Raw genomic sequence first — 12,413 nt, forward strand, 5'->3', positions numbered from 1 at the left:
CGCCTTGGGCGCCCTTCTGCGTTTCTGGTGTTCGCCCGCTCACGCTACGATAGTATTACTAGATAACGTTGCGTAATGTGTATCTTTAATCTGTAGGCGGTTGTGCCGCCTCGGAATTTTTTCGGAAAAATTCGCTATTGACGACCGTATTATTGATGGATCGCAATTTCACGACACATCTATATTTTGGCTCTACAGATTTTATTTACCATCCGCCGTAAAGAATCGACAACACCAGAAGTTGTCGTGGCTCGACTTCTGGTCGCCGACAGGTGGCCACGAGGATTTTCCCATGTCAGCGCAGGACGCCAAGACCCAGCAACTGAACGAGCGCCTCCAGTTCGTCGATCTCGACACCGCCCAGCGCGCAGCGCTGAAGCGGGCGCTGCCGACCATTTCCGCCTCCTTGGATGGCGCCCTCGACACCTTCTACCGCAAGGCGCGCGCGACACCCGAGACGGCGCGGTTCTTCTCGAGCGAGGCGCATATCCAGAGCGCCAAGGGCCGGCAGGTCAGGCACTGGGAATTGATCGGCTCGGCCACGTTCGACACGCACTATGTCGATGCCGTCACGATGATCGGCAAGACACATGCCCGCCTGGGGCTGGAACCGCGCTGGTACATCGGCGGCTACGCGCTGATCCTCGAGGCCATCGTCGAGAGCGTCGTCGCAAAACACCTCGAAGGTTTCCTGTATCGCACGAAGGCGGCGGCGCTCGGTGCGGAGATCACCGCCATCGTCAAGGCGGCGCTGGTCGACATGGACTATGCGATCTCGGTCTATCTCGATGCGCTGCAGGAAGAGCGCGAAAAGGCGGAGGCCGAGCGGCAGGTCCGCAATGCCGAACAGGAAGAGGCGCTGAGCGCCCTTGATACCTCGCTCAACCGCCTCGCCGGCGGCGACCTCACGGCCGCCATCGCCAAGCCGCTTGCCCCGCAGTTCGAGGGCCTGCGCTCCAATTTCAACGCGGCGATCGCAAGACTGGACGATACGCTCGGCGCAATCGTTACCGCCGCGGAGGATGCGGCGGGCAATTCCGGCGAGCTGGTGAACGCGACGGACGACATGGCCAAGCGCACCGAGCAGCAGGCGGCCTCGCTGGAGGAAACGGCGGCCGCTGTCGAAGAGATCACCACCATTTCCCGTGAGGCGGCGCAACGCGCGCAGGAGGCACGCCGCGTCGTCGGCAGCGCAACGGAGGAGGCGACGCGCTCCGGCGCGGTGGTCGAGCAGGCGGTTTCGGCGATGGGCGCGATCCAGGATTCCTCCGGCAAGATCACCCAGATCATCGGCGTCATCGACCAGATCTCCTTCCAGACCAACCTTCTGGCGTTGAACGCCGGCGTCGAGGCGGCGCGGGCGGGAGAGGCGGGCAAGGGCTTTGCCGTCGTCGCGCAGGAGGTGCGGGAGCTGGCGCAGAAATCGGCGGAAGCGGCCAAGGAGATCAAGTCGCTGATCGACAAGTCCTTCGCCGACGTGCTGCTCGGCGTATCGCTGGTCAACAAGACGGGCGAGGCGCTGCATCACATCGGCGAGCAGGTCGTGCACATCAACGGCCATATCGACGCGATCGCCAATTCCGCCCGCGAACAATCGGCCGGCATCGCCGAGATCAACACGGCCGTCGGCAGCATGGACCAGATGACGCAGCAGAACGCCGCAATGGTCGAACAGACCAATGCCGCCACCCACAACCTGATGCAGATCAGCACGACGCTGAAGGGACTTGTCGATCGCTTCACGGTTTCGGCGCAGCGCAGCGAGCGGGCGGTCAGCCCGGCCCGGCGGCGCTACGGTTGAACGGGGCTAGCGGGACTGAAAACGCCGCGCCGGTGCGGAGACGGAGTTGCGCACGATGAGGTCCGGCCGGAGCAGGATTTCGGTGTCCGGCGGTTCGCTGCCGGACAGCAGTTCCAGGAGAAGCGCCATGGCGCTCTTGCCGATCGCCGTGCGCGGCTGGCGGATGGTGGTGAGCGAGGGCGTCATGAAGGTCGCCTGCGGCACGTCGTCGAAGCCGGTGACGGAAAAGTCGGCGGGAATGTCATAGCCGCGTGCGCTCAGCCCGATCATCACGCCGATCGCCGTCTGGTCGTTGACGCACATGAAGGCGCTCGGCAGCGTGTCGCGCATGAAGAGCTGTTCGAGCGCCAGGCGCCCGCTCTCGATCGTGCCGTCCCCTTCGAGGATGATGCGCTCGCCGACCGGAACGCCGGCCGCGTCCAGTCCCTCGTCATAACCCTGCCGGCGGCGGCTATAGGCGAGCCGCGTGCGCGAATCACCGATGAAGGCGATCTTGCGATGGCCTTCCGCGATCAGCAGGTCGACAGCCTTGCGCGCGCCCTCGATGTCGTCCACGCCGACATAGGGAATGCCGCCATTGTAGACCGGCTCGAACACCCCGACGCAGGGCGGCAGGCGCGCCGTCATGGACTGGTGCCCGAAGGGCAGGATGCCGGTGAACAGGATCAGCCCGGCCGCCTGGTTGGAGTTCAGGAATTTCAGATATTCCAGCCCGCGCTGCGGGTCGTTGTGGGTATGGCCGATCAGGATGCCGTAGCCGTGCGAGCGCGCCTCGTTTTCCAGGCCGACCAGGATGTTGGAGAAGTTCGGGTCGCCGATATCGGGGGCCACGACGAGGATCATGTTCGACCGGCCAAGCCGCAGGCTGCGTGCCATGGCGTTGGTCGTATAGCCGGTGATGGCGATCGCCTGGTTGACCTTCAGCCGCGTCGAGTTGGCCACCTTTTCCGGCATGTGGATCGCCCGGGACACGGTCGCGATGGAGACCTGCGCAATCCGCGCAACATCTTCGATCGTGGCGGGGCTGGAGGTCGACAAACTGGCTCTCACTTAGCAGCGGCAATTCCGGCAAAGGGTAGGGCGGCTTGCGATGGAACTGCGAAAACAAACGATTTGCGGGGGACACTACACAGACTGGACTGAGGGTCAAACGGCGCTTGCTGAAAATTCCTGATATCCCATGATGTAAACCTTTACATACGGAGTGTAAAGGTTTACATCATTGCCCAAGCGGTCGAGGAGCCGCAGGGAGGAAATCATGAATCCGGACGCTGCCGACGGGGCTCCCGTCGTTCTTTCTGCACGTCGCATCAGCAAGTCTTTCAGCGGTGTGCAGGTGCTTTTCAGCGTCAATTTCGAGCTGCGTGCCGGCGAGATTCATGCGCTCATGGGTGAGAACGGCGCCGGCAAGTCGACGCTCGTCAAGATCCTTTCGGGCTTCGAGCAGCCGACCTCGGGCGAGATCCTGCTCGACGGGCAGTCGGTGAAATTGCCGGCGAACGGCCAGGCCGAGCAGCTCGGCATCGTCATTATTCACCAGGAATTCAATCTCGCCGAACACCTGACCGTCACCGAGAGCCTGTTCCTCGGTCGCGAGATCACGCGTTTCGGCGTGCTCGACCGCAAGTTCATGCGTGCGGAAACCCGCCGCGTGCTCGACCAGCTCGGCTCGCATGTCGACGAGAATGCCCTCATCAGCTCGCTGTCGATCGCCGACAAGCAGATGGTGGAGATCGCCAAGGCGATCAGCCGCGATGCGCGCATCATCTTCATGGACGAGCCGACGGCCGTATTGTCGCGCGAGGAAACCAACTACCTGTTCCGGCAGGTGCGCAAGCTGCGCGAAAAGGGCACGTCCTTCGTCTTCGTCTCGCACAAGCTGGACGAGGTGATGGAACTTACCGACCGGGTCACGGTGTTGCGCGACGGGCAATGGATCAAGACGGCCCCGACCAGCATTCTCGATGGCGAGTCGATCGCCCAACTCATGGTCGGGCGCGAGCTTTCGAGCCTCTACCCGGCCAAGCAGGAGCCGAGCGTCGACGAAGAGGTGACGCTGGCGGTCGAGGGACTGACGACGAACTACGTCAAGGATGCGAGCTTCGAGGTGCGCAAGGGCGAGATCCTCGGTTTCTCCGGGCTCATCGGCTCCGGTCGCACGGAGCTGATGGAGGCTGTCGCGGGCCTGCGCTCGCGCCTTTCGGGCGAGGTCTCGGTGCGCGGCGAAAGCGTGCCGGGCGGCGATGTGCATGCCGCCAACCGCGTCGGCATCGCCTACATGACCAAGGACCGCAAGCACAAGGGCCTGCTTCTGAACTCCCGCATGACGGCCAATCTCACGCTGCAATCGCTGGAGAAACACGGCCAGTACGGCTACCTCAGCCCGAAGAGCGAGGCCGAGGCGCTGGAGCGGGCGCGCCGGCGTTTCGATATTCGCGTGCGCGACGGGCGCGTCGTCGCCGGCCGCATGTCGGGCGGCAACCAGCAGAAGCTGCTGCTCGCCAAGGTGATGGAGACCGAACCGGACATCATCATCATCGACGAGCCGACGCGCGGCATCGATGTCGGCACCAAGCAGCAGATCTACCACTTTATTTCCGCGCTCGCCCGCGATGGCAAGTCGATCGTCGTCGTCTCCTCCGAGATGCCGGAGATCATCGGGCTGTGCACCCGCGTCGCCGTCATGCGCGAAGGGCGAATCGTCGGCATTCTCGAAGGCGAGGAAATCTCCGAACAGGAGATCATGCGCTATTCGGCAGGGTTGAAGAAGAAGGCGGCTGCCTGAGCCAAAGGCCGGCGGCGGAACAACAACAATTTCAGGTCGGGGACGAATATGACGGCAGGTGACGACACGGTCGAAACGAAGGCGAGGGGCCGCAGCTGGCGGGATGTCGATCTGAGGGCGGTCGCGCCCTTTGCCGCGCTCGCGCTGCTGCTCATCGTCGGCGCGCTGGTGAACCCCAACTTCATCGGCATCAACAACCTGGCGAACGTTGCGACGCGCAGCGCCTTTATCGCGATCATCGCGGTCGGCGCCACCTTCGTCATCTCGTCGGGCGATCTCGATCTCTCCGTCGGCGCCATGGTCGCCTTCGTCGCCAGCCTCATGATCCTCTTCATGAATTCCGGGGTGATCGCCGATCCCTCGCTCATGCTGACGGTCGCGATCGTGCTGACGCTCGTCATCGGCGCAAGTTGCGGCTTTCTCAACGGCCTCATCACCACCGTGGGCAAGATCGAGCCCTTCATCGCGACGCTCGGCACGATGGGCATCTATCGCGGCCTCACCACCTGGCTCTCCCAGGGCGGCGCGATCACGCTGCGCGAACCGGAATTGCAGGCGCTCTACCGCCCGGCCTATTTCGGCTACATCCTGGGCGTGCCGGTGCCGATCGTCGTCATCTTCACGGTAACGGCCATCGCCGCCTTCATCCTCTACCGCACGCGCTATGGCCGCCATGTCGTCGCCGTCGGCTCGAACAGCGATGTCGCGCGCTATTCCGGCATTCCGGTCAACCGCGTGCGCACCATCGCGTTCGTCATCCAGGGCCTCTGCGTCGCTATCGCCGTGCTGCTCTATGTGCCGCGCCTCGGCTCCACCTCGGCCACGACGGGCATTCTCTGGGAGTTGCAGGCGATCACCGCGGTCGTTGTCGGCGGCACCGCGCTGAAGGGCGGGGCGGGCCGCGTCTGGGGCACGATCTGCGGCGCCTTCATTCTCGAACTGGTCGGCAACATCATGCTGCTCTCCAACTTCATCAGCGAGTATCTGATCGGGGCCATCCAGGGCGCGATCATCATCATCGCGATGCTCGTCCAGCGCTCGCTGGTGCGCAAGTCGTAAGCCAAGCCATTACCGCAAGAGCCTCAAACGCTTTTGCGGGGGGACTAGCCGGGTCCACAGGTCGCCCGGCCACGAAGGAAAGACCTGATTTTGGGAGGAAATTCATGCGCAAGAAACTATTGGGCCTGACGGTCGCGGCAATGGCGCTCGTCGCCGGCGTCGTGCACGCACAGGAAGAAAAGAAGGTCACGATCGGCGTCTCGATCCCGGCCGCCGACCATGGCTGGACCTCGGGCGTCGTCTTCCACGCCGAACGCGTCGCCAAGCTTCTCATGGCGCGCAATCCGGGCCTCAACGTCATCGTCAAGACCTCGCCGGATCCGGCAAGCCAGGCGAATGCCGTGCAGGACCTCGAGACGCAGGGCATCGACGCGCTCGTCATACTGCCGACCGATCCGGATCCGCTGGTCAACGCCATCAAGGAAGTGAAGGGCAAGGGCACGTTCGTCGCTCTCGTCGACCGTGCGCCGAGCACCAACGACAACACGGTGCGTGACCTCTACGTCGCCGGCAACAACTTCGCACTTGGCCAGACGGCCGGCGAATACATCAAGACCACCACGCCGGAAGCCGAAGTCGTCGTCATCCGCGGCATGCCGATCCCGATCGACCAGGAGCGCCAGGACGGCTTCGACAAGGGCGTCGAAGGCTCCGGCGTCAAGATCCTCGACCGTCAGTACGGCAACTGGAACCGCGACGACGCCTTCAAGGTCATGCAGGACTACCTGACCAAGTACCAGAAGATCGACGTCGTATGGTGCCAGGACGACGACATGGCTGTCGGCGTTCTCCAGGCCATCGAGCAGGCCGGCCGCAAGGACATCCAGTATGTCATCGCCGGTGCCGGTTCGAAGGAAATGATCAAGAAGGTCATGGATGGCGACAAGATGATCCCGGTCGACGTGCTCTATCCGCCGGCAATGGTCGGCACGGCGCTCGAGATGACCGTCGCCAACTTCTACGGCCAGGTTCCGGTACGCGGCGTCTACACGATCGACGCGACGCTGGTGACCAAGGACAATGCGAAGGAATTCTACTTCCCGGATTCGCCGTTCTGATCTGATGAAAACCAGGCCGCCCGGGGCATGATGCCCCGGGCGGTTTTTCTTGCCCCTTGCCCACAATTTCACATTGCCCGACCCGCCAAAGGCCGTTAGCTTTTCACGCGCTGCGGTACGTACCGCAAAAATATTCGAGACTGGCCGCGCGGACGGCCGCGTCCATGGGAGGAAGTCACCGATGAAGACGATCAAGGGCCCGGCCCTGTTTCTTGCGCAGTTCGCGGGCGATGCCGCGCCGTTCAATTCCTGGGACTCGATCACCAAATGGGCCGCCGACATCGGCTATAAGGGCGTGCAGGTTCCAAGCTGGGATGCGCGCTTCATCGACCTGAAGAAGGCCGCCGCCTCCAAGACCTATTGCGACGAGTTCGCCGGCAAGGCGCGTGAAAACGGCGTCGAGGTCACCGAACTTTCCACCCATCTGCAGGGCCAGCTTGTCGCCGTGCACCCGGCCTATGACGAGGCCTTCGATGGTTTTGCCGCGCCCGAAGTGCGCGGCAATCCGAAGGCGCGCCAGGAATGGGCCGTCGAGCAGGTGAAGATGGCGCTGACCGCCTCCAGGCACCTCGGCCTCGATGCCATGGCCAGCTTCTCCGGCGCGCTCGCCTGGCCCTTCGTCTATCCCTGGCCGCAGCGCCCCGCCGGCCTCGTCGAGACCGCCTTCGACGAACTGGCCAGGCGCTGGAAGCCGATCCTCGACCATGCTGAGGAGAACGGCGTCGATATCTGTTACGAAATCCATCCGGGCGAAGACCTGCACGACGGCATCACCTACGAGATGTTTCTGGAGCGCACCGGCAACCATGCCCGCGCCTGCATGCTCTACGACCCTTCGCACTATGTCCTTCAGTGCCTCGACTATCTCGACAATATCGACATCTACAAGGACCGCATCCGCATGTTCCATGTGAAGGATGCGGAGTTCAATCCGACCGGCCGGCAGGGCGTCTATGGCGGCTATCAGGGCTGGGTCAACCGCGCCGGCCGCTTCCGTTCGCTCGGTGACGGCCAGGTCGATTTCGGCGCCGTCTTCTCCAAGATGGCTGCCAACGATTTCGCCGGCTGGGCCGTGGTCGAATGGGAATGCGCGCTGAAACATCCGGAGGACGGCGCCCGCGAAGGCGCGGAATTCGTCAAGGCGCATATCATCCGCGTCACGGAAAAGGCGTTCGACGATTTTGCCGATGCGGGCACGGATGACGCCGCCAACCGGCGCATGCTCGGGCTTTAAGGAGGAATACAGGATGGCAATCGAAGGAAGCGCAAGCGAAACGCGGGAACGCCGCATCCGGCTCGGCATGGTCGGCGGCGGCTCCGGCGCCTTCATCGGCGCGGTGCACCGCATCGCCGCCCGGCTCGACGATCACTATGAGCTTGTCGCCGGCGCGCTCTCGTCCTCGCCGGAAAAAGCCGAGCAGTCGGCGCGCGAACTCGGGCTCGATCCCTCGCGCAGCTATGGCAGCTTCAAGGAAATGGCGATCCGCGAGGCCAAGCTGAAGAACGGCATCGAGGCGGTGGCGATCGTTACGCCCAACCACGTGCATTACGAGGCCGCGAAGGAATTCCTGAAGCGTGGCATCCACGTCATCTGCGACAAGCCGCTCACCTCGACGCTTGGCGATGCGCGCAAGCTGAAGAAGCTGGCGGAGGAGAGCGATGCGCTCTTCGTGCTTACCCACAACTACACCGGCTACCCCATGGTCCGCCAGGCCCGCGAGATGGTGGCCAACGGCGAACTCGGCCCGATCCGCCTGGTGCAGATGGAATACCCGCAGGACTGGCTGACAGAGGACATCGAGAGCAGCGGCCAGAAGCAGGCCGCCTGGCGCACCGACCCGACCAAGTCGGGTGCCGGCGGCTCCACCGGCGACATCGGCACCCATGCCTATAATCTCGGCTGCTTCGTTTCCGGCCTGGAACTGGAGGAACTGTCCGCCGATCTCGACAGCTTCGTGGCCGGCCGTCGCCTCGACGACAACGCCCATGTCATGCTGCGCTTCAAGGAGAAGGACGGCGCGCGCGCCAAGGGCATGCTGTGGTGCAGCCAGGTGGCACCCGGCCACGAGAACGGCCTCAAGGTGCGCGTCTACGGCACCAAGGGCGCCCTCGAATGGGTGCAGGCCGATCCGAACTACCTCTGGTACACGCCCTTCGGCGAGCCGAAGCGTCTCATCACCCGCAACGGTGCCGGTTCGGGCCCCGCTGCCGCGCGCATGAGCCGCGTGCCCTCCGGCCACCCGGAAGGCTATCTCGAAGGCTTTGCCAACATCTATTCCGAAGCCGCCCGCGCGATCTACGCCAAGCGTAGCGGCGCCGCGGCCGATCCCGCCATCGTCTATCCGACGGTGGATGACGGCCTGAAAGGCATGCTCTTCGTCGATGCCTGCGTGCAGTCGTCGAAGAAGAACGGGGCCTGGGTGAAGGTCTGATCAGAATCAGCCAGCGGCCGCCGCGTCATCGCGGCGGTCACGGCTGCGTCAGGAAAAGATGCTGCCGAGGCGGATGACCAGTTTCTTGTCGAACAGCTGTCCGCGATCGAACATCCAGTTCAGCGCGTCGCGCGTCGTCCAGGCCCGCTTGTAGGGGCGCGCACTCGTCAATGCTTCGAAGACGTCGCAGACGGTGGCAAGGCGGATTTCCGGGCTGAGCTGATCCGCCTTCAGGCCGAGTGGATAGCCGCTGCCGTCGAGCACCTCGTGATGGAACCGGCAGATGTCGAGGGTCAGCTCCGAAACATTGCCCTGTTCCTTCAGCAGCCGGTAGCCGACCTCCGGATGGTTGCGCACCACGCGCCGTTCCTCTGCTTCCAGGCTGCCCGTCTTGTTGAGAATGGCGTTCGGTATCATCAGCTTGCCGACATCGTGCAGCAGGCCGGCAACGCCCAGTTCCCGCACCAGGTCTTCGTCATAGTCGAGCAGGCCGGCGAGCTTCATCATCAGGGCGCTCACCGCCAGCGAGTGCACATAGGTCCCCTCGTCCTTGGTCTTGAGGCGGGTGACCTTGAGGAAAACCTCCGGCGACGCATCGATGCGTTCGGAAATCTCCCCGGCGACCGGACCCAGCGTATCGATCTGCAGGCTGCCGGAGCGAACGGCATCGAAACTGTTGCGCAGGGCGCTTGCCGCCTGTGCGACGGTTTCCTGCGTGCGGTGGCGCTCTTCGGCCTTCAGATCGGCGGCTTCGTCGATATCGATCGTGCTTCTCTGCGGGTTGACCAGTGCATAGGCCGCTGACGTCGCGAGGATCGCGCGCACGGTCTCATCGGATTGCACCAGGAACCGCCGGCCGGCGAATTCCGCGTTGGGGCATTCGACGGATTCGATGAACATGCCTTTTCGAACGAGATTCTTGGGTATTCGCCGTACCACGCGCCAGATCTCCATCTCTGCATGGGCACTTTAGAGGAAGACTTCCTAACCGTCGTTTAAGGAATACCTGTTTTAGAGCTTGGCTTTTGTCAAATTGCTGCTGGGTGAAGGGAAAGCTTGCATGCGCCCCGGATGGCTTTCTCCGCCAAAGACTGATGAGCGCGATGGGCAGTTTCCAAGCAGCAGTCTTGGCAAACATGGGTATGCCGCTTCGATTTTGTCAGCCGCTTTCCGGGGAAAAATCCCGAACTTTTCCCCACCCTGCAAATCCGTGCCTACAATCCTGTCATCCCGCTAGAGGATACGCTGCCAGGCGTGGCAGTCAGGCGGGGTCGGCGCTTTCGGTGCGGGAAGGACGTGAACCTTCACCGGAAGGGCCTGCGGAAAATGGTCTCCCTCCGGCGACACGGGGGAAACGGCAGGGCATCGGACAGACCCTGTCGTTTCACGCCCCGAACGGCGCGCCGGATGTGCCTGTGCGGCACGCAAGGAGGTTGGCTCGGCGGATGCGTCGGCATCGTCCGCCGGGATGGCAGCAGTCCGGAAGGGGCAAACCCCTTTCCGTCCACAATGTCCTCAAGGTGAGGTCTTGCGCGGCGAAAAATCGGAATGGCCCATCCCGGAAACCGGCGGCAGACATTCACCGGCACCGGCCTTTGCAGAGGGATCGGAGTCGCAGGCAAAAACCGCTGAACGGGGCGCTGCAAGGTGCCACATACACTCACTTTTACGAGGCAGCTTCCAGCGCCCCGTCCGACGCTCCTTGAAACCCCACGGGCGAAGATTCCGCCGCGTGGATGTTCCTGCATGCGATCATCATTGCACGGTTGACTTTTCGTTCAATGGCTTTACTGCAACGTTGCAGGTTCCCGCAACGCCGCGTTTGTCTCCCCGTTTCAAGAGAAAGCCGATGATCGATCCCAAGACCCTTGCCGAGCGTTTTCCCGGTGATTTCGTGTTCGGCGTGGCGACAGCCGCCTTCCAGATCGAGGGCGCGACGAATTTGGATGGCCGCAAGCCGTCGATCTGGGATGCCTTTTCCAACATGCCCGGCCGGGTCTTCGGCCGGCACAATGGCGATCTCGCCTGCGACCACTACAATCGCCTGGAGCAGGATCTGGACCTCATCCAGTCGCTCGGCGTCGAGGCCTATCGTTTCTCCATCGCCTGGCCGCGCATCATTCCGGAGGGCACCGGGCCAGTGAACGAGAAGGGGCTGGATTTCTACGACCGCCTCGTCGATGGCCTCAAGGCGCGCGGCATCAAGGCCTTTGCGACGCTCTACCATTGGGACCTGCCGCTGATGCTGGCCGGCAATGGCGGCTGGACGGCGCGGTCGACGGCCTATGCCTTCCAGCGCTATGCAAAAACCGCCATTGCCCGCCTCGGCGACCGGCTGGATGCGGTGGCGACCTTCAACGAGCCCTGGTGCTCCGTCTGGCTCAGCCATCTCTACGGCATTCACGCGCCCGGCGAACGCAACATGGATGCGGCGCTGCACGCCCTGCACGTCACGAACCTGGCGCATGGCCTTGGCGTCGCGGCCATCCGTTCCGAGCGGCCGGATCTGCCGGTCGGCCTCGTGCTGAATGCCCACCAGACCTATGCCGGCAGCGATAGCGCGGCGGACCAGGCCGCTGCCGCCCGCGCCTTCGATTTCCACAACGGCGTCTTCTTCGGCCCGGTCTTCAAGGGCGAATATCCGGAAAGCTTCCTCGCCGCCCTTGGCCATCGCATGCCGCAGATCGAACCGGGCGACATGGAAACGATCAGCCAGCCGCTCGACTGGTGGGGTCTCAACTACTACACACCCATGCGGGTTTCGCATGATCCGTCGGAAGGCGCCACCTTCCCAGCCACGCTGCCTGCGCCGCCCGTTGCCGACGTCCAGACGGATATCGGCTGGGAAGTCTATGCACCGGCGCTTGGCGATCTCATCCGCAAGCTCAATGCGGCCTATGCGCTGCCGGATTGCTACATCACGGAAAACGGCGCCTGCTACAATATGGGCGTCGAAAACGGCATGGTCGACGACCAGCCGCGCCTCGACTATATCGCCGAACATCTCGGTGTCACCGCCGACCTGATCGGCGAGGGCTATCCGATGCGCGGTTACTTCGCCTGGAGCCTGATGGACAATTTCGAATGGGCGGAAGGCTACCGCATGCGCTTCGGCATCGTGCATGTCGACTACGAGACGCAGGTGCGCACGATAAAGAAGAGCGGCCAATGGTACGGTGAACTCGCCGGCCAGTTTCCGAAGGGCAACCACCGGACGGCCTGATACCGTTCGCATTGTCGCTCGCACCGTAAAGGATTCATAACGGTTCTGCCGCATC

9 protein-coding genes are annotated in these 12,413 nt (G+C 63.3%); 7 read left to right on the top strand and 2 right to left on the bottom strand.

All coding sequences use genetic code 11. The features are described from left to right. Nucleotides 1-292: 292 nt before the first annotated feature. Nucleotides 293-1,801, top strand: a complete 1,509-nt coding sequence (locus tag AC1RT2_RS09965; protein WP_493101562.1) for a globin-coupled sensor protein — start codon at nucleotides 293-295, stop codon at nucleotides 1,799-1,801. A gap of 6 nt (nucleotides 1,802-1,807) precedes the next feature. On the opposite strand, the gene AC1RT2_RS09970 is transcribed toward AC1RT2_RS09965, so the two are convergent. After that, a complete protein-coding gene (locus tag AC1RT2_RS09970; RefSeq protein ID WP_069061077.1) occupies nucleotides 1,808-2,839 on the bottom strand; it encodes a LacI family DNA-binding transcriptional regulator in 1,032 nt (343 codons plus the stop codon). A gap of 220 nt (nucleotides 2,840-3,059) precedes the next feature. Between AC1RT2_RS09970 and AC1RT2_RS09975 the strand changes: the two genes are divergently transcribed. From AC1RT2_RS09975 to AC1RT2_RS09995, 5 genes are all read left to right on the top strand, one after another. Continuing rightward, nucleotides 3,060-4,586: a sugar ABC transporter ATP-binding protein gene (locus tag AC1RT2_RS09975; RefSeq protein WP_493101564.1), complete on the top strand. Its 1,527-nt coding sequence runs from the start codon at nucleotides 3,060-3,062 to the stop codon at nucleotides 4,584-4,586. 48 nt (nucleotides 4,587-4,634) lie between these two features. After that, nucleotides 4,635-5,645 (top strand): ABC transporter permease, encoded by a 1,011-nt coding sequence (locus AC1RT2_RS09980; RefSeq protein ID WP_069061079.1) that lies wholly within the window; start codon nucleotides 4,635-4,637, stop codon nucleotides 5,643-5,645. A gap of 104 nt (nucleotides 5,646-5,749) precedes the next feature. Next, entirely contained in the window at nucleotides 5,750-6,703 is a 954-nt protein-coding gene (locus AC1RT2_RS09985; protein WP_069061080.1) for a substrate-binding domain-containing protein, read from the top strand. Nucleotides 6,704-6,884: 181 nt separating this feature from the next. Further along, a complete protein-coding gene (locus AC1RT2_RS09990; RefSeq protein WP_493101567.1) occupies nucleotides 6,885-7,937 on the top strand; it encodes a sugar phosphate isomerase/epimerase family protein in 1,053 nt (350 codons plus the stop codon). Between the two features lie 13 nt (nucleotides 7,938-7,950). Then, a complete protein-coding gene (locus AC1RT2_RS09995; RefSeq protein WP_493101569.1) occupies nucleotides 7,951-9,135 on the top strand; it encodes a Gfo/Idh/MocA family protein in 1,185 nt (394 codons plus the stop codon). Between the two features lie 48 nt (nucleotides 9,136-9,183). On the opposite strand, the gene AC1RT2_RS10000 is transcribed toward AC1RT2_RS09995, so the two are convergent. After that, nucleotides 9,184-10,089 (bottom strand): HD-GYP domain-containing protein, encoded by a 906-nt coding sequence (locus AC1RT2_RS10000; protein ID WP_493101570.1) that lies wholly within the window; start codon nucleotides 10,087-10,089, stop codon nucleotides 9,184-9,186. Nucleotides 10,090-10,984: 895 nt separating this feature from the next. Between AC1RT2_RS10000 and AC1RT2_RS10005 the strand changes: the two genes are divergently transcribed. Continuing rightward, complete coding sequence (locus AC1RT2_RS10005) at nucleotides 10,985-12,358, top strand: GH1 family beta-glucosidase (protein ID WP_493101572.1); 1,374 nt, start codon at nucleotides 10,985-10,987, stop codon at nucleotides 12,356-12,358. Nucleotides 12,359-12,413 lie beyond the last annotated feature (55 nt).

The organism is Shinella sp. GW821-FHT11G07 (genome assembly GCF_058808115.1).

What these genes read in the sequence shown, in the direction of transcription:
- AC1RT2_RS09975 (WP_493101564.1), top strand. Translation starts at nt 3,060, where the DNA reads ATGAATCCGGACGCTGCCGACGGGGCTCCCGTCGTTCTTTCTGCACGT.
- AC1RT2_RS09980 (WP_069061079.1), top strand. Translation starts at nt 4,635, where the DNA reads ATGACGGCAGGTGACGACACGGTCGAAACGAAGGCGAGGGGCCGCAGC.
- AC1RT2_RS09965 (WP_493101562.1), top strand. Translation starts at nt 293, where the DNA reads ATGTCAGCGCAGGACGCCAAGACCCAGCAACTGAACGAGCGCCTCCAG.
- AC1RT2_RS09995 (WP_493101569.1), top strand. Translation starts at nt 7,951, where the DNA reads ATGGCAATCGAAGGAAGCGCAAGCGAAACGCGGGAACGCCGCATCCGG.
- AC1RT2_RS09990 (WP_493101567.1), top strand. Translation starts at nt 6,885, where the DNA reads ATGAAGACGATCAAGGGCCCGGCCCTGTTTCTTGCGCAGTTCGCGGGC.
- AC1RT2_RS10005 (WP_493101572.1), top strand. Translation starts at nt 10,985, where the DNA reads ATGATCGATCCCAAGACCCTTGCCGAGCGTTTTCCCGGTGATTTCGTG.
- AC1RT2_RS09985 (WP_069061080.1), top strand. Translation starts at nt 5,750, where the DNA reads ATGCGCAAGAAACTATTGGGCCTGACGGTCGCGGCAATGGCGCTCGTC.
- AC1RT2_RS10000 (WP_493101570.1), bottom strand. Translation starts at nt 10,089, where the DNA reads ATGGAGATCTGGCGCGTGGTACGGCGAATACCCAAGAATCTCGTTCGA.